The sequence below is a fragment of the Serratia marcescens genome (assembly GCF_029846115.1).
Lineage (GTDB): Bacteria > Pseudomonadota > Gammaproteobacteria > Enterobacterales > Enterobacteriaceae > Serratia > Serratia marcescens_L.
Genome location: NZ_JARVZZ010000001.1, coordinates 1418850 through 1434797 on the forward strand (window position 1 = coordinate 1418850; position 15948 = coordinate 1434797).

Below are 15948 nucleotides of genomic sequence, written 5' to 3' on the forward strand. Positions count from 1 at the left end.
CTCCCCTCCGTTAAAGGTACTTCTGGGCAAAGCGGTTGATGTCGCGAAAATCCACCAGCCGCGCCTGCAGCGTGGCGTGATCCCAGTGCCACCACTGGCTGCGTTCGATGCGTTCTATCAGCGCGTCGTCAAAGCGCATGCCGATCTTCTTGGCCGCCACGCCGGCGACGATGCTGTAAGGCTCCACGTCCTTGGTGACCACCGCCGCGCTGCCGATCACCGCGCCGTTGCCGACGCTGACGCCCGGCATCAGGATGGCGTTATGGCCGATCCACACGTCGTGGCCAACGGTGACGTGGTGCTCGCGCCGCCAGTCGAAGAACGCCGCGTCGTCTTCCCCCAGCCCGTATTCAGAGGCGCGGTAGGTAAAGTGGTGCTGCGCGATGCGCTGGTAGGTCGGGTGGTTGCCGGGATTGATGCGCGCATAGGAGGCGATGGAGACGAACTTGCCGATGGTGGCGTAAAAGATCTGGTTGTGCCCGGCGGTGTAGGAGTAGTCCCCCATTTCCACCTCTTCCAGGATCGCATCGTCGGCCAGATGCACATATTGGCCGAGCCGGGTGCGGTTAAGGGTCACGTTGTCGCCGATTTTCGGCTGGGCAAAGTCGTTCATGGCGTCGCGTCCTGAGCTTGTCGGGTGGCGGTAGGCAGCAGCGCCAGCAGCGCCGCCAGAGTGTCGTCGAGTGGGCCGTCGTTGTGCAGCACCCGGCAGCCGGCGGGCAGACTCTGCTGATATTCCGCCGCCCGCGCCAGGCGCTGCTCGATCTGTTCGGCGCTTTCTCGTCCGCGATCCTGCAGGCGCCGGCGCAGGATCGCGGCGCTGACCTGCAGGCACACCGGCAGCAGCTGCGCACCATAGCGCTGCTGCGCCTGCGGCAGGTGGGCGCGCGAACCGTTGACCGCCACGTCGATCCCCTGCAGCAGCCAAAGATCCACTTCGATCCCGAACGCGTAGCGCTGCTGGTGCGCTTGCCAGTCGAGCGCGAACAGCCCCTTGGCGCGGCGGCGCAGAAATTCCGGTTCGCTCAGCGCGATATGATTCTCGCAGCCGGCGTCCGCCGGCCGGGTGATGTAACGGTGCGCCACCAGCGGCGCGCGGTCGGCGTCGGCCCGCAGCGCGGCCAGCAGGCTGTCCTTGCCTGCGCCGGAAGGCCCCATCAGGTAGATGAGCTGCGCCATCAGAACACCTGCCTGCCCTGGCGCCACACGTTCTGCACATAAACGTGCTCACCGTGCGGCCGCGCCAGCACCAGATCCGCCCGCAGCCCTTCGGCGAGGGTGCCGCGATCCTGCAGATCCAGCGCCCGCGCCGGGTTGCGGGTGATCATGCGCACCGCCTGGGGCAGATCGTAGGCGTTGCGCTCGTCCGCCGCGAGGCGAAACGCCGCGTCCAGCAGGCTGGCCGGGTAATAATCGGAAGAGAGGATATCCAGCACCCCCAGCGCCGCCAGATGGTGCGCCGCCACGTTGCCGGAGTGGGAGCCGCCGCGCACGATGTTCGGCGCGCCCATCAGCACCTGCAGGCCCTGCTGGTGCGAGGCGCGGGCGGCCGCCTCGGTGGTGGGGAACTCGGCGATGGCGCTGCCCAGCGCGCAGGATTCGGCCACGTGCGCGGCGGTGGCGTCGTCATGGCTGGCCAGCGAGATGCGGCGCGCGCGGCAGTGGGCGGCGATCGCCTCGCGGTTCGGCGCGGCCCAGCGGGCGGACAGGGCGACCTGCTCCTCCTCGTACTCGCTCATCTGCTGGTCGTTGAGGTGGTATTTGCCCTGATAGTATTCGCGATACTTTTCGCGCGAGGCGAACTGACGCTGGCCCGGCGAGTGGTCCATCAGCGACACCAGCGACACGCCCGGCTTGTCCATCAGCTGTTCGAACAGCGGCAGGGTGCTCTCGTGCGGCAGCTCGCAGCGCAGGTGCAGCCGGTGCTCGGCGCGGTTCACCCCGGCGCGCTGGCTGTGGATCACCGCGTCGATCATCTTCTGCAGGTTTTCCAGCCGGTGGCCGCCGTCGCGCACGTCGCCGATCGCCACCGCGTCCAATACCGTGGTGATGCCGTTGGCCACCATCAGCGCGTCGTGGCTGCTCATCGCGGAATGGGCCGGCCAGTCAACGTTCGGGCGCGGGGTAAAGAACTTGTCCAGGTTGTCGGTATGCAGCTCGATCAGCCCCGGCAGCAGCCAGCCGCCGTCGCCGTCCAGCGCCTGCGGCAGCCGGCTCGGGCCGTCGGCGAAGCTGCGGATCACGCCGTCCTGCATCTCCAGCGAGCCTTGCACCACCTGGTCATCCAGCACCAGCTTAACGTTATTGACGATCATCAGAGGGCCTCCAGCGCCTGCGGCGCCTGCATGTCATAAAGCCGGTCGGCGACCTGTTGGCGGACGCCTTCATCGTGAAAAATGCCGACGATCGCCGCGCCGCGCGCCTTGGCGCGTTCGATAAGCTGCACCACCGCCGCGCTGTTGCGGCTGTCGAGCGAGGCGGTCGGTTCGTCCAGCAACAGAATGGGGTAATCGACGATAAAGCCGCGCGCGATGTTCACCCGCTGCTGCTCGCCGCCGGAGAAGGTGGACGGCGCCAGCGGCCACAGGCGCTGCGGCACGTTGAGCGCGGCGAGCAGCGCTTCGGCGCGTTCACGGCACTCGGCGCGCTCGACGCCCTGTTCCAGCAGCGGCTGCATCACCACCTCCAGCGCGCTGATGCGCGGGATCACCCGCAGGAACTGGCTGACCCAGCCCAGCGTATGGCGGCGCACCGCCAGAATTTGACGCGCATCGGCGCTGACCATGTCCAGCCAGTCGCCCTGGTGGTTGATCCAGATATGGCCGCTGTCCGGCAGGTAGTTGGCGTACAGCGAGCGCAGCAGGGTGGATTTGCCGCTGCCGGAGTGGCCGTGCAGCACCACGCATTCGCCGCCGTGGACCGTCAGGTTGGCGTCGTGCAGCACCGGCAGGCGGGTGCCGTACTGCTGATGCAGCACAAAGGTTTTACTGAGATGTTCAACTCGGATTTGCATAGTCATCTGTTATCGCCTTGGGTTACGACAGCACCGAAGAAACCAGCAACTGGGTGTAGGGATGGTGCGGATCGTCCAGCACCCGGTCGGTCAGGCCGCTCTCCACCACTTCGCCCTGTTTCATCACCAGCAGGCGGTGGGCCAGCAGCCGCGCCACGCCGAGATCGTGGGTGACGATCACCGCCGCCAGCTGCATCTCCACCACCAGGTTGCGCAGCAGATCGAGCAGGCGCGCCTGCACCGACACGTCCAGCCCGCCGGTCGGCTCATCCATAAACACCAGCTTGGGGTGGGTCACCAGATTGCGGGCGATCTGCAGCCGCTGCTGCATGCCGCCGGAGAAGGTGGTCGGCAGATCGTCGAGGCGCGACAGCGGGATTTCGACGTCTTCCAGCCACTGGCCGGCCTGGCGGCGAATGTCGCCATAGTGGCGCTGGCCGATGGCCATCAGCCGCTCGCCGATGTTGCCGCCGGCGGAGACCTGCGGCCGCAGCCCGTCGAGCGGGTGCTGGTGCACCACGCCCCAGTCGGTGCGCAGCAGGCGGCGGCGATCGCTCTCCGCCATGGCGTACAGATCCTGTTCCTGGCCCGCCTGCGGGCGGTAAAGGATCTGCCCGCGCTGCGGTGCCAGCCGCGCCGAGATCGATTTCAGCAGCGTGGTTTTGCCGGAGCCGGATTCGCCGACGATGCCCAGCACTTCGCCGGGGTAGATGTCGAACGACACGTCGCTGAAGCCCTTGCCGGGGGCGTACAGGTGGGTGAGCCGGTTCACCGACAGCTGCGGGGTGGTGCTCAAAGGGGTGGAAGTCATCAGTGCTGCGCCTCTTGCGAAGATTGCGCCAGCTGCTGCCGGCAGTAGTCGGTGTCCGAACAGACGAACATGCGGTTGCCCCGATCGTCGAGCACCACCTCGTCCAGGTAGCTGTGGCGCGAGCCGCACAGCGCGCAGGGTTCGTCCCACTGCTGCACGCTGAACGGGTGGTCGTCGAAGTCCAGGCTCTCCACCTTGGTGAACGGCGGCAGGGCGTAGATGCGTTTCTCGCGCCCGGCGCCGAACAGCTGCAGCGCCGGCATCATGTGCATTTTCGGGTTGTCGAATTTCGGGATCGGCGACGGATCCATCACGTAGCGATCGTTGACCTTCACCGGGTAGGCGTAGGTGGTGGCGATATGGCCGTAGCGCGCGATGTCTTCATACAGCTTCACCTGCATCACGCCGTACTCCTCCAGCGCGTGCATCTTGCGGGTCTCGGTTTCGCGCGGTTCGATAAAGCGCAGCGGCTCCGGGATCGGCACCTGATAGATCAGGATCTGGTCTTCGCGCAATGCGGTTTCCGGGATGCGGTGACGGGTCTGGATCAGCGTAGCCTCCGGCGTGCGTTCGGTGGTTTCCACCCCGGCGACACGCTGGAAGAAGCGGCGGATCGACACCGCGTTGGTGGTGTCGTCGGCGCCCTGGTCGATCACCTTCAGCACGTCGGCGCGGCCGATGACGCTGGCGGTGAGCTGAATGCCGCCGGTGCCCCAGCCGTAGGGCATCGGCATCTCGCGGCCGCCGAACGGCACCTGATAGCCGGGGATCGCCACCGCCTTGAGGATGGCGCGGCGGATCATGCGCTTGGTCTGCTCGTCCAGATAGCCGAGGTTATAGCCGGTCAATACTTCACTCATCGCGGGCCTCCTGACGCTCGCTGTATTCCTGTCGCAGCCGCTTGAGCAGTTCCAGTTCGGCCTGGAAGTCGACGTAGTGCGGCAGCTTGAGATGGGAGACGAACCCGGCGGCCTCGACGTTGTCGGCGTGGGCCAGCACGAACTCTTCGTCCTGCGCCGGGCCGGCGACGCCTTCGCCGTAGTCCGGGCTTTGCAATGCGCGGTCCACCAGCGCCATCGCCATCGCCTTGCGTTCGGCGCGGCCGAACACCAGCCCGTAACCGCGGGTGAAGTGCGGCGGGTGATCCTTTGGATCGACGAAGCCGTTGACCATTTCGCACTCGGTCAGCAGGATTTCGCCGATATCGATGGCGAAACCGAGCTCTTCAGGCACGATCTCCACCGAAACGTGGCCGGTGCGGATCTCGCCGGCGAACGGGTGGTTGCGGCCGTAGCCGCGCTGGGTGGCGTAGCCGAGTGCCAGCAGAAAACCTTCGTCACCGCGCACCAGCTGCTGCAGGCGCGCCGAGCGCGAGCAGGGGTAAACCGGCGGGTTGCGGGTGATGTCGTCCGGCGTACTGCCGTCGTCCTGTTCCTCCCGCGCCAGCTGTTGGCGACACAACAGATCGAACACGTGGCTGCAGTTGTCCGGCAGCGGTTCGTCGGCCTGCGGCGCACGCGGCGCCTCGCCTTCCGCCAGCAGCGCGAAGTCCAGCAGCCGGTGGGTGTAGTCGTAGGTCGGCCCCAGCACCTGCCCGCCGGGCAAGTCCTTGTAAACCGCCGAGATGCGCCGCTCCAGCCGCATGTTTTCGCTGGCCAGCGGCTCGCTGACCGCCAGGCGCGGCAGGGTGGTGCGATAGGCGCGCAGCAGGAAGATCGCCTCCACCAGATCGCCGCTGGCCTGTTTGATGGCCAGCGCCGCCAGCTCGCGATCGTAGATGCCGCCTTCGGTCATCACCCGATCCACCGCCAGCCCCAGCTGCTGTTCGATTTGTTCCGCGCCGATCGCCGGCAGCGCGTCGTCGCCGCGCCGCAGCTGTTCCTGCAGCTGATGGGCGGCCTCAATGGCTTTTTCGCCCCCTTTTACCGCTACGTACATCAGCACACCTCCACGCGGGTGGTCCGCGGGATCGCCAGCAGGCGATCGCCGCAGGTCAGCAAAATATCCAGCCCCAGCGGGAAGCGCTGCGGGCGGTTGACCAGGTAATCCAGCAGCGCCGGCGGCAGGCGTGGCGCGATCAGGCGTTGGCTCTCGATGCCGGGGCCGGTCAGGCGCAGCGCGGCGCCGTTCTCCAGCTCGGTGAGCTGCACGATGACCGTGGCGCCGAACTCCGGCGAGATTTCAGTGCCGTGCGGCAACGCCTGCAGATCGGCGGCCTGCAGCTGCTCATCGAACAGGGCAAAACAGACCTCCTGCGCCGTGGCGGCCAGCGGCGCACCGCTGTGAAAACGAATGTTTGTTAGCACTTGCTCACTTTTTAGCGCAGTGCACAGCTGCAGCGGCGTTTCCTGATCGGCCAGCGTCAGCAGCGCGGCGGTGCTGGCGGCGTTCAGCGGCGCCCAGGCCGGGCCGTTCGGCAGCGTCACCCGGTGGCCCGGTTCGCTCAAGGCTTTAAGAATCAAACGGAAAGCGTGCTGCGATTGGTCTATCGGTTGCTCAAAACCGGTCAATAAACTCATGGCTTAATCCCCTCGCACCAGCGTAAAGAAATCCACCCGGCTGGCGGCGATCGCCCGGGCGCGCAGCTGGCGCTGCTCGTGCTGCAGCGCGGCCAGCGGCGCGATCAGCTGTTGTTGCAGGCGTTCGCCGTGTTCCGGCTGTTGCAGCAGCGCATCGGCCAGCGCGCACAGCTCGGCGTGCGCCTTGTCGCGCCCGGCGATATAGCTGTAGCCGTAGCCGCCGTTGTCCAGCTGCACCACCGCGCGGGTGACCGTCATGTCCCCCAGCACGAAGCGGCGGCCGGTGGCGCCCATGCGCCCCTGCAGCTGGGCCAGGCCGATCTCCGGCGCGCGGATGCTGCGGTAACCCGGGCTGAGGTTCAGCGCCTGCCAGTGGCTGCGCAGCTGCTCGGGCCGACTGTGCGCCAGCACCGACATCCAGCGTTGTCTCGACTCTAAGGCTTGCATTCAGTGCTCCATCGTCAGTTCAATCATGTCGGCGCGGGCCAGGCTGACGGAGTATTCCGCCACGTCTTCGCCGCCGCTGCGGACGTTAAGGGTGCGCACGCACAGCAGCGGCGCGTGGGTGGCGATCTCCAGCAGCCGGCTCTCTTTGGCCTGCGCGCGGCGCGCGCTGATGCGCGTCTGGCGACGGGTCAGCGGCTGCTGGAGGTGCTGTTCGATAAACTGGTGCAGCGAACCGCTGTGGAACTGCTGCAGCGCTGGCCACCAGTCCAGATCGGGCAGATAGTGGTCGATCACGCTCATCGGCACGCCGTTGACCCGGCGCAGGGTGCGCAGGTGGATCACCATTTCGCCTTCTTCACGCGAGAGTGCGCTGGCGACATGCCCATTGCACGGGCGCAAGACAGCGAGTAAGCGCTCACTGGTGGGGTGGCTGCCCTGCTCGAACAGGTTCTGGCTGAAGCGGGTATTGGCGTGCAGCGGGTAGTCGTAAGGCCGCATCAGCACCAGAATGCCGACGCCGTGGCGGCGCTGCAGCCAGCCGCGCTCCACCAGCTGATCCACCGCGCGGCGCAGGGTGTGGCGATTGACCTGGTAACGTTCGGCCAGCTGCTGTTCCGAAGGCAGGTAGTCGCCGCAGCGGTACTGCGTGCGCAGCTCCTGTTCCAGCTGCGCGGCGATCTGCTGATAGCGGGTGGGGTAAGTGGTCGGATGTCTAGATAACTCCATCATAATAAAAACCTCGTCATACCGATGGCTGTGCGATGAAGGCGGAAGCGGTGCGTTTCATCGTGCGTCTACCCTGTGGTTTTCAAGTTGGCATCATGGTGCCGGGCACAGATGACAATCGCGTTACGCCTCGGTGGCGAACAGATGAACTATTTAGGACAGCCCGGGCGTGCACGGGCGGCGGCGGCGCGCTATGCTGGCGCCACTGTTGACTGACTCTGGCCGCTACCATGCCGCAATCTCTGAACGCCCCTGAACACGCCCCACGCGCCTGGCCGCTGTGGAAACCGATCCTGTTTCTGCTGGTGGTGGCCGTCGGCCTCTACTACGTCAAATGGCAGCCTTACTACGGCAAGGCCTTCGTGGCGGCGGACAGCCACTCGATCGGCAAATCGATCCTGGCCGACGGCGCCGCGAGCCCCTGGCTGGCGGCCTGGCAGTACGCGCTGGTCTACTTCACCGCGGTATGGAAGGCGGCGCTGCTCGGGGTGCTGTTAGGTTCGCTGGTGCAGGTGCTGATCCCGCGCGACTGGCTGGCGCGCACGCTTGGCCACCGGCGTTTTTCCGGCACCGTGCTGGGGGCGCTGATCGCGCTGCCGGGCATGATGTGTACCTGCTGCGCCGCGCCGGTCGCCGCCGGCATGCGCCGCCAGTCGGTATCCAGCGGCGCCGCGCTGGCCTTTTGGCTCGCCAACCCGGTACTGAACCCGGCGACGCTGGTATTCATGGGGTTTGTGCTCGGTTGGCCGTTCGCCGCCATCCGCCTGGTGGCGGGCGTGGTGATGGTGCTGGGCATCGCCTGGCTGGTGCAGCGCATGACCGCCAACGATCCGCAGCCTGCCGCGCCGCAGCCGCTGGTGATGACGGCGCAGAGCGACGAGCGGCCGTTCCTTGCCCGCTGGGGCAAAGCGCTGTGGGCGCTGTTTTGGTCGACCATCCCGATCTACGTGCTGGCGGTGCTGGCGCTGGGCGCGGCGCGAGTCTGGCTGTTCCCACACGCCGACAGCGCCGTCGACAATAGCCTGCTGTGGATCATCGCGCTGGCGATCGTCGGCTGCCTGTTCGTTATCCCCACCGCGGCGGAAATCCCGATCGTACAGACCATGATGCTGGCGGGCATGGGCGCCGGCCCGGCGCTGGCGCTGCTGATGACCCTGCCGGCAGTCAGCCTGCCTTCGCTGCTGATGCTCAACAAGGCCTTCTCCGCCCGGGCGCTGTGCCTGACGGCGGCGCTGGTGGCGCTGTGCGGCGTACTGACCGGCGTGGTGGGGATGGGGTTGGTGTAACTTACCGCTGTTGCTGAGTGGCCCGATGCTGTCTCAAGGAGGAGATGGCAATGGAACAGCGGAATAAATCTGAAATGGACGTAGAGGCGATGTTCCTGGAGCAAGCGTTGCGTGAAAGGGTAGATGCCGCCCTTGAACGCTTAAGAAACGGCACCGCGGTTTATCTCAGCCATTCGGAGGTAGAAAAACGAATGGCTATCTTTAAAGCGAAAGTCCGGGGGCGTTATTGGCGGGGGGATTGAGGGGGATTTGTGCAGGGCTGGCAGGTTCTGTGGATAGAGCAGAATTTTATCTGGCAGCAGGTTTGAGTGAGAAGCCGACGCTGCATATAAAAGAAATTATATTATTTGTGTGGAAGTAGTTATCAAATAAAAATAGGATTTGTAAATGTATCATTCATATATAATAATCAAAGCCACAGTTTGAAAAATAAACTAGAACTATCCCGGACGGGCGGTTGAGATACTAACCGGTGTGTAGAAATATAAAATCTTATTTTTATAAGGAGTGTCTTTTATGGGCTTGCAAAGTATAAGAATAAAGAATTTGCTATCCTTTGATGATGTAACAATAAGTTCGTTAGAGGATGTCAATTGCATTATAGGAATGAATAATGCTGGAAAATCTAATCTTATGAAAATGTTGAGATATTTTTATGACAAACTTGATGATATAAAAGTAATACCTCCCGACTTTAATTCTAGTTACACTCCCTCAGGATCAATAACATTAACCTATGATGTGACAAGAATAAAGAAGATTGCAATGAATCCCAACAATAATGGTCGCTTCCATAAACATATTTATAACACATTGTTTAGGCCACAATCATTTATCCGAAAGCCACATGAATTAGTTTTCCCTTTTACTTTCCCTTTTAGTTTTCAGAGTAAAAGTACTTATAGTATAACTCTCACAATTTCCAAAGATGATTCTATAACTTGGTCTATTAAAGATCAAAATGCTCGACGTTTAATTAAAACTTTATTCCCTTTTTTCCATATTGAAACCAGACATATTAATTTATACGATTGGAATAGTATTTGGAAAATGGTGAGTAGTATAAATTCGTTTAATTTTTCTGAAATTAAGAAAGAAGACCTTCTCGAGTTCTTGGATGAGAAAATATCAACTAAACGAGGGAGTTACAAGAAGTATATAGAAAGAGTTGAAAATGTAATTCACACGAAACCTTATACATATAAAGATAAAGTTGTTAATTATCTCAAGATAGTTTTAGATGGTGATATTTTTACAAACAAAGGTGAAGAGTTACATGTTCAGTCTGATGGTACAAATTCCCATAAATACCTTGAAGTTATACTTAACTTATTAATTTCATTAACGAGAACAGAATTCATCAACCCAATTATATATATTGATGAACCTGAAATTGGGTTGCATCCAAAACTAAGTGAGAGTTTTATTGAAAACTTAAGCCTGACATATAAAAAGTACGATAAAACTTCTAAAGAAATTGAAATTAATAAATATTCAACGCCATATCCAACATTTATATTTAGCACTCACTCTTCGAGTTTGCTAAAGCTAACATTAAAATCTTTTTTAAGAAAGCAACAGGTTTTACATTTTTCAAAAGGAAGTGATGGCTCGACCATAGTATCGAAATTAAATTCCAAATATGATGATGCTAGGTTTATAAATATGCTTAGCGATAATGAGGCTCGTCTTTTCTTTAGTGAATATATACTGTTTGTAGAGGGTTCTACTGAAGTTGAATTATTTAGAAATTATAATTTGCAAAAGTTGTTTCCTGTGTTTAAAAGGTTAGATGTGTATGATTGCGATGAAGTAATGTTGAAAAATATAAAGCCAAGCTATTCAAATGCAGCAATTCCATTTCTGATAGTAAAAGATATTGATCAGATTGCTGTAATTGACTTCGAGCAAGGGAGGTTTAGATTTAATGCAAAGGGAAAGGCAATTATCAATAAATGCATAAAGAATGACAGGCTAACTTATTTTTCAAAACATAGAAAACCTTTTTTTGATACAGCTAAGTTTCTTGAAAGTCAAGATGGAAGAAAAGTGGCATTTAGTGATAATGGCTTAAGATTTAGACGGTTTAGTATCGCCAGAGTTATAAATGCAGTTAATTTTCTATCCTCTAGAGATAATGTTTATTATACATCTACAACTATAGAAGGCTCATTGATTAATGAATCTTCTTTAGACTTATTCTCTTTATGGATTAGAGATTTAATAATGAAGGATTTTGGTATAAATAATAATAACCCCTCCAAAATGATTGATGCCTTATTGCGTAAATATGACATTAAAACTCAATCTAAACATCTATTTTTAAAAATATTTTCGAATTGTCGATCTAATCATGACTTGTCATTACGTCATATGAGACTATTGAATATTATTAAAATTAGATATGTGAAAGAAATAATTGAAGAGTTTAAAGAAAATATCCCTGATGTAAAGGATCAGCTGGCTATTCTTCGCCTTGCTTTTAGCGGCAAAACAGAAACATTAGTAAGTCTTGAAATGCATTACAAAATTGCTCAAAAACCGATTTGTCAAGATATATTAGATTATATTAAAAAACTGAAGTCGGAAAATTTCTCTTTTTTGAACTCTTACATGGGAAAGACTTCTGGTTGGGTCACTAGCTTCATTGATTTTAGTATAAATCATTATGTAAGCCTAGATAAAGAAAATGTCGGAAAAAATTTTCGCTTGGCTTTCCCTGAATTATCACATATTATTGATCATGCTTCTTCTTCGATAGAAGCTGGAGGACTCAAATGAGTTGACGCATGCCGTCACTTGCTCCAGCAAACACTAGCTCGGATTATCTTGCGTCCGCCAAGCCGCTTTAAGCCTCACGGGGTGTAAAGATGTTATTGGTATCGAAGAGGAAGCTTTTTTATGAAGCACAAAATTACGAAAATTAGCAGTGATTTTTACAAAAATTTTTACCTTAGAGAAACGTTCACCGATGATATTATTATGACTCACGGAGTTCCTAATATTACCAATAGTGAATATCAAAATATTTCATTTAACAATAGAGTGTTTTTCTCTATTAAACAAAACTCTCCACATAAAAAAATACAAGAAAGAATCATAAGAAATTTCCTGCAAAAGGTACCCCTTAGTTCACCCGCAATTGCCTATCGTAAGAAATTAAGTTATTTACATTTTTTAGAACCTCATATCTATGGTGAAAATTTTTGTCGAATTGACTTGTGTAATTTTTTTCATAATATAAACTACGATTATGCAAGAGAATGTTTTAAATCCTACTTTGAAGATGAATATTTAGTAAATAAAAAAATAAAAGTTGTTGACGCTTTTTTGAATAGTTTATCTGTTGAAGTAGAACTCAATGATAAGAAAAAAAGAATATTCCCAATGGGATTTTCTACATCACCATTTATATCCAATATAATTTTCAGAAAGTTAGATATTTTAATTAAAAATCTGTGTGACAAAAGAAGCATTATGTACACGCGCTATGCCGATGATATGCTTTTTTCAAGTTCTGGAAAAGACAACCTTCTTGGAAGCGAGCATTTTGATAAAGAAATATCCTCCATTGTTAACATTGCAGGACTGAACCTCAATGTACATAAAAAAATATTTAAAAGAGGTATTGTTTCACTGAATGGTTATGTGATTGAGAATAAAGATGGAGGAGGTGAGCGAGGAAGCTTGAGAATATCTAATGGGAAGACCTACTTGATAAGGAAAGCATTGGATAAATATAAAAAAGGGTATTCTAAAGAACATATCTGCCAAAAGGTATTCTCAGTAAAACCACCAAGTGTTAAGTACAAAAATAATGCAGATCAATTTGTAATGAAGTTTTATAACTCTCAGTTTCATAATAAGCTGGCTGGTTATCGTTCTTATTTAATTTCATTGGTGAAATTTAATGAGAAATTTGGATGTTTTCACGAAAAAGAAATTACCAAGTACTCAGCGATTATTGATGAAATTTCTAGCGTGTTGCTAAAATCCTAGTGCTAAAAAATTTAAAATAATGGCCCTAAAGTTAGGGCCTTAAAAGTAAAAATTAGTTGTTGGTATAAGCGTCCCAATAAAACAATCATTGACTGACATGCCTCCTAGCAACCTCTGCTCCAGGCACATACAATACCCGTCCGTCAGATTTGCTTTATGCCGTAGCCGTCTCCAGTCGACTCTGGATCAACACTGTTGAGATACATACTGCTAGCTCATCGCAACCTATGCACCACTTGGTTACTGCTGCCGCGCCAGATCAGCGCCGGGTCTTTCAAATCCTGCACGAACTTGCCGTCGATCAGCACGTTGATCCTGTCCACCACCTGCATTTGCTGCGCGTCCAGTTCCGCCAGCCGGTAGCCGGTCCACAGCCAGATATCCTTGCCGGGGCATTCGGCGCGCACCCGTTTCACCAACTGCAATATGCTCGGCACGTTGGCCGGATGCAGCGGATCGCCGCCGGAGAGCGACAGCCCCTGGCGCGGCACGCGCGGATCGTTCAGATCGGTGATGATGCGGTCTTCCAGCGCCGGGGTAAACGGCTGGCCGGAGTTGAGCCGCCAGGTGCTTTTGTTGTAGCAACCGGGGCACTGGTGCACGCAGCCGGCGACAAACAGCGTGCAGCGGGTGCCGGGGCCGTTGACGACGTCAATCGGGTAGTACTGGTGATAATTCATGTGAGGCCTGCCCATCAGGCTATTTTACTGGCCATTTTGCCTCCGGGCAGTGCTGCCAATCCTCACGTACTGCGTGTACGCTCCGGTTGGTGCGCGCTGGCCGAAGGCAAACTGGCGGCGACAATCACGCCTGATGAACAGGCTTCTGCATAAGCTGCGCGGTGCCTTTCAACCAAGCTGCCCGTTGCCGAGGTGTTTCACCCGGCGCTTCACCTCTTCCTGCTTGCCGGCGTTGAACGGCCGGGCATCGGGGCTGCCGAGATAGCCGCACACCCGACGGGTGACCGAGACCTTGGCCGAGTCGTGGTTGCCGCATTTCGGGCAGGTGAAGCCTTTGCTGGTGCAGGAGAATTCACCGGTGAAGCCGCATTCGTAGCACTCGTCAATCGGCGTGTTGGTGCCGTAGTAAGGCACCCGGCTGTAGCTGTAGTCCCACACGTCTTCCAGCGCCTTCAGGTTGTGCTGCAGGTTCGGGTATTCGCCGTAGCAGATGAAGCCGCCGCTGGCCAACGGCGGGTAGGGCGCTTCGAAGTCCAGCTTGTCGTACGGATTGACCTTCTTCTCCACGTCAAGGTGGAAGCTGTTGGTGTAATAGCCCTTGTCGGTGACGCCCGGCACCACGCCGAAATCGGCGGTGTCCAGCCGGCAGAAGCGATCGCACAGGTTCTCGCTCGGCGTACTGTAGAGGCTGAAGCCGTAGCCGGTCTCGTCTTTCCAGGCGTCGACGGCGGCGCGCAGGCGCGCGACGATCGCCACCGCTTTGGCGCGCAGCGCTTCGTCGTCATACACGTGGTTTTCGCCGCCGAACAGCGCGTTGATGGTCTCGTGCAGGCCGATATAGCCCAGCGAAATTGAAGCGCGGCCGTTCTTGAATATGTCGGCGATGTTATCGTCGGCCTTGAGCCGCACGCCGCAGGCGCCTTCCATGTACAAGATTGGCGCCACCCGCGCCTTGATGCCTTCCAGCCGGGCGATGCGCGTCATCAGGGCCTTTTTCGCCAGCTGCAGGCGCTGATCCAGCAGCGCCCAGAAGCGCGACTCATCGCCCATCGCCTCCAGCGCGATGCGCGGCAGGTTGAGGCTGATGACGCCGATGTTGTTGCGGCCGTCGTGCACCAGTTCGCCGTCCTGCTCGTAGGTGCCGAGGAAGCTGCGGCAGCCCATCGGCGTTTTGAACGAGCCGGTGACCTTCACCACCTGATCGTAGTTGAGGATGTCCGGGTACATGCGCTTGCTGGCGCACTCCAGCGCCAGCTGCTTGATGTCGTAGTTCGGATCGCCGTACTGGTGGTTGAGGCCGTCGCGGATGGCGAACACCAGCTTGGGGAACACGGCGGTCTTGCGGTTTTTGCCCAGCCCGGCGATGCGGTTTTTCAGGATCGAGCGCTGGATCAGGCGCGACTCCCAGCTGGTGCCGAGGCCGAAGCCGAAGGTGACGAACGGCGTCTGGCCATTGGCGGTGTGCAGGGTGTTGACCTCGTACTCCAGCGACTGGAAGGCGTCGTAACACTCTTTCTCGGTGCGCGCCATGGCATAGCCTTTGGCGTCCGGGATCTGCCATTCCTCCGCCACCTGCAGGTGTTTGCGGAAGCTCTCGTCGACGAACGGCGCCAGAATTTCATCGATGCGGTTGATGGTGGTGCCGCCATAGATATGGCTGGCAACCTGGGCGATGATCTGCGCGGTCACGGCGGTGGCGGTGGAGATCGACTTCGGCGGCTCGATTTCGGCGTTGCCCATCTTGAAGCCGTTGGTCAGCATGCCTTTCAGATCGATCAGCATGCAGTTGAACATCGGGAAGAACGGTGAGTAGTCGAGATCGTGGTAGTGAATTTCGCCGCGTTCATGGGCCAGCACCACGTCGCGTGGCAGGATGTGCTGCTTGGCGTAGTGTTTGGCGACGATGCCCGCCAGCAGGTCGCGCTGGGTGGGGATCACCTTGCTGTCCTTGTTGGCGTTCTCGTTCAGCAGCGCGCGGTTACTCTGCTCGACCAGGCCGCGAATCTCCTGGTTCAGGCGGCCGCGCAGCTCGCGCGCCACGTCGCGATCGTGGCGGTATTCGATATAGGCGCGCGCCAGCTGTTTGTACTCGCCGGCCATCAGCTGGTTTTCCACCGCCTGCTGGATCTCGTGGATATCGACGCGCGGCTGCTGCTCCATGCGCTGAGCGACCACGCGGGCGACGGTGGCGCAGTAGTCGGCGTCGACCACGCCCACCGCCAGCGCGGCGCGCTCGATGGCCTGCGCGATGCGCGCTTCGTCAAAAGGTACCTGGCAACCGTCCCGCTTAATCACTACTGGTTTCACGTTGTACTCCTTGTTCCCCGAGGGAGCGTTCATACCCGCCTGGCGTGGCGAGCAACCGTCAAATTTCGCTTATCCACAGGGCAAAGCCGCAGCGCGCAAGGGCTGTGGCGGCGTGTGGATGATTTTGTGGATAACTACTATATATAGGTGTTCGCAATTC

General features: G+C 56.9%; 16 protein-coding genes. 4 read left to right on the top strand and 12 right to left on the bottom strand.

Annotation, left to right across the window (positions count from 1 at the left end; translation table 11 throughout):
- Nucleotides 1-10 precede the first annotated feature (10 nt).
- Genes QDT79_RS06560 through phnF form a run of 10 tightly spaced genes read right to left on the bottom strand, consistent with a single transcriptional unit; the run spans nucleotide 11 to nucleotide 7519 of the window.
- Nucleotides 11-613, bottom strand: a complete 603-nt coding sequence (locus QDT79_RS06560) for a DapH/DapD/GlmU-related protein (protein ID WP_308316297.1) — start codon at nucleotides 611-613, stop codon at nucleotides 11-13.
- Nucleotides 610-1179, bottom strand: a complete 570-nt coding sequence (phnN, locus tag QDT79_RS06565) for a ribose 1,5-bisphosphokinase (protein WP_063991588.1) — start codon at nucleotides 1177-1179, stop codon at nucleotides 610-612. The genes QDT79_RS06560 and phnN overlap by 4 nt, the downstream gene beginning before the upstream one ends.
- Nucleotides 1179-2315, bottom strand: coding sequence for an alpha-D-ribose 1-methylphosphonate 5-triphosphate diphosphatase (gene phnM, locus QDT79_RS06570; protein ID WP_102985544.1), 1137 nt, complete (start codon nucleotides 2313-2315; stop codon nucleotides 1179-1181). The genes phnN and phnM overlap by 1 nt, the downstream gene beginning before the upstream one ends.
- Nucleotides 2315-3019: a phosphonate C-P lyase system protein PhnL gene (gene phnL, locus QDT79_RS06575; protein WP_047729228.1), complete on the bottom strand. Its 705-nt coding sequence runs from the start codon at nucleotides 3017-3019 to the stop codon at nucleotides 2315-2317. Before phnL ends, phnM begins: the two co-directional genes overlap by 1 nt.
- Nucleotides 3020-3035: 16 nt before the next feature.
- Nucleotides 3036-3824 (bottom strand): phosphonate C-P lyase system protein PhnK, encoded by a 789-nt coding sequence (phnK, locus tag QDT79_RS06580; RefSeq protein WP_308316298.1) that lies wholly within the window; start codon nucleotides 3822-3824, stop codon nucleotides 3036-3038.
- Nucleotides 3824-4684 carry an alpha-D-ribose 1-methylphosphonate 5-phosphate C-P-lyase PhnJ gene (locus QDT79_RS06585; protein ID WP_004933420.1) on the bottom strand — a complete coding sequence of 287 codons (861 nt, stop codon included), beginning with the start codon at nucleotides 4682-4684 and terminating at the stop codon, nucleotides 3824-3826. Before QDT79_RS06585 ends, phnK begins: the two co-directional genes overlap by 1 nt.
- Nucleotides 4677-5762: a carbon-phosphorus lyase complex subunit gene (locus QDT79_RS06590; protein ID WP_041037630.1), complete on the bottom strand. Its 1086-nt coding sequence runs from the start codon at nucleotides 5760-5762 to the stop codon at nucleotides 4677-4679. The genes QDT79_RS06585 and QDT79_RS06590 overlap by 8 nt, the downstream gene beginning before the upstream one ends.
- The gene (gene phnH / locus QDT79_RS06595; RefSeq protein ID WP_308316299.1) at nucleotides 5762-6343 is read right to left on the bottom strand and encodes a phosphonate C-P lyase system protein PhnH; all 582 of its coding nucleotides are present in this window, start codon (nucleotides 6341-6343) and stop codon (nucleotides 5762-5764) included. The genes QDT79_RS06590 and phnH overlap by 1 nt, the downstream gene beginning before the upstream one ends.
- 3 nt (nucleotides 6344-6346) lie before the next feature.
- A complete protein-coding gene (phnG, locus tag QDT79_RS06600; RefSeq protein ID WP_019453314.1) occupies nucleotides 6347-6790 on the bottom strand; it encodes a phosphonate C-P lyase system protein PhnG in 444 nt (147 codons plus the stop codon).
- Complete coding sequence (phnF, locus tag QDT79_RS06605; protein WP_015376439.1) at nucleotides 6791-7519, bottom strand: phosphonate metabolism transcriptional regulator PhnF; 729 nt, start codon at nucleotides 7517-7519, stop codon at nucleotides 6791-6793.
- A 227-nt stretch (nucleotides 7520-7746) separates the two neighbouring features.
- On the opposite strand from phnF, the gene QDT79_RS06610 reads away from it, so the two are divergent.
- From QDT79_RS06610 to QDT79_RS06625, 4 genes are all read left to right on the top strand, one after another.
- Entirely contained in the window at nucleotides 7747-8802 is a 1056-nt protein-coding gene (locus QDT79_RS06610) for a permease (RefSeq protein ID WP_308316300.1), read from the top strand.
- Nucleotides 8803-8852: 50 nt separating this feature from the next.
- Nucleotides 8853-9044, top strand: a complete 192-nt coding sequence (locus QDT79_RS06615) for a hypothetical protein (protein WP_308316301.1) — start codon at nucleotides 8853-8855, stop codon at nucleotides 9042-9044.
- Nucleotides 9045-9318: 274 nt separating this feature from the next.
- Nucleotides 9319-11583, top strand: a complete 2265-nt coding sequence (locus QDT79_RS06620) for a retron Eco8 family effector endonuclease (RefSeq protein ID WP_308316302.1) — start codon at nucleotides 9319-9321, stop codon at nucleotides 11581-11583.
- A 120-nt stretch (nucleotides 11584-11703) separates the two neighbouring features.
- Nucleotides 11704-12801, top strand: coding sequence for a reverse transcriptase domain-containing protein (locus QDT79_RS06625; protein ID WP_308316303.1), 1098 nt, complete (start codon nucleotides 11704-11706; stop codon nucleotides 12799-12801).
- A gap of 215 nt (nucleotides 12802-13016) precedes the next feature.
- On the opposite strand, the gene nrdG is transcribed toward QDT79_RS06625, so the two are convergent.
- Nucleotides 13017-13481, bottom strand: a complete 465-nt coding sequence (nrdG, locus tag QDT79_RS06630) for an anaerobic ribonucleoside-triphosphate reductase-activating protein (protein WP_130017456.1) — start codon at nucleotides 13479-13481, stop codon at nucleotides 13017-13019.
- A gap of 168 nt (nucleotides 13482-13649) precedes the next feature.
- On the bottom strand, nucleotides 13650-15788 hold the full coding sequence (gene nrdD, locus QDT79_RS06635) for an anaerobic ribonucleoside-triphosphate reductase (RefSeq protein ID WP_004933403.1): 2139 nt from the start codon (nucleotides 15786-15788) through the stop codon (nucleotides 13650-13652).
- Nucleotides 15789-15948: the final 160 nt, after the last annotated feature.

Coding starts and splice junctions, on each gene's coding strand:
- QDT79_RS06560 (WP_308316297.1), bottom strand. CDS start 613: ATGAACGACTTTGCCCAGCCGAAAATCGGCGACAACGTGACCCTTAAC.
- phnN (WP_063991588.1), bottom strand. CDS start 1,179: ATGGCGCAGCTCATCTACCTGATGGGGCCTTCCGGCGCAGGCAAGGAC.
- phnM (WP_102985544.1), bottom strand. CDS start 2,315: ATGATCGTCAATAACGTTAAGCTGGTGCTGGATGACCAGGTGGTGCAA.
- phnL (WP_047729228.1), bottom strand. CDS start 3,019: ATGACTATGCAAATCCGAGTTGAACATCTCAGTAAAACCTTTGTGCTG.
- phnK (WP_308316298.1), bottom strand. CDS start 3,824: ATGACTTCCACCCCTTTGAGCACCACCCCGCAGCTGTCGGTGAACCGG.
- QDT79_RS06585 (WP_004933420.1), bottom strand. CDS start 4,684: ATGAGTGAAGTATTGACCGGCTATAACCTCGGCTATCTGGACGAGCAG.
- QDT79_RS06590 (WP_041037630.1), bottom strand. CDS start 5,762: ATGTACGTAGCGGTAAAAGGGGGCGAAAAAGCCATTGAGGCCGCCCAT.
- phnH (WP_308316299.1), bottom strand. CDS start 6,343: ATGAGTTTATTGACCGGTTTTGAGCAACCGATAGACCAATCGCAGCAC.
- phnG (WP_019453314.1), bottom strand. CDS start 6,790: ATGCAAGCCTTAGAGTCGAGACAACGCTGGATGTCGGTGCTGGCGCAC.
- phnF (WP_015376439.1), bottom strand. CDS start 7,519: ATGATGGAGTTATCTAGACATCCGACCACTTACCCCACCCGCTATCAG.
- QDT79_RS06610 (WP_308316300.1), top strand. CDS start 7,747: ATGCCGCAATCTCTGAACGCCCCTGAACACGCCCCACGCGCCTGGCCG.
- QDT79_RS06615 (WP_308316301.1), top strand. CDS start 8,853: ATGGAACAGCGGAATAAATCTGAAATGGACGTAGAGGCGATGTTCCTG.
- QDT79_RS06620 (WP_308316302.1), top strand. CDS start 9,319: ATGGGCTTGCAAAGTATAAGAATAAAGAATTTGCTATCCTTTGATGAT.
- QDT79_RS06625 (WP_308316303.1), top strand. CDS start 11,704: ATGAAGCACAAAATTACGAAAATTAGCAGTGATTTTTACAAAAATTTT.
- nrdG (WP_130017456.1), bottom strand. CDS start 13,481: ATGAATTATCACCAGTACTACCCGATTGACGTCGTCAACGGCCCCGGC.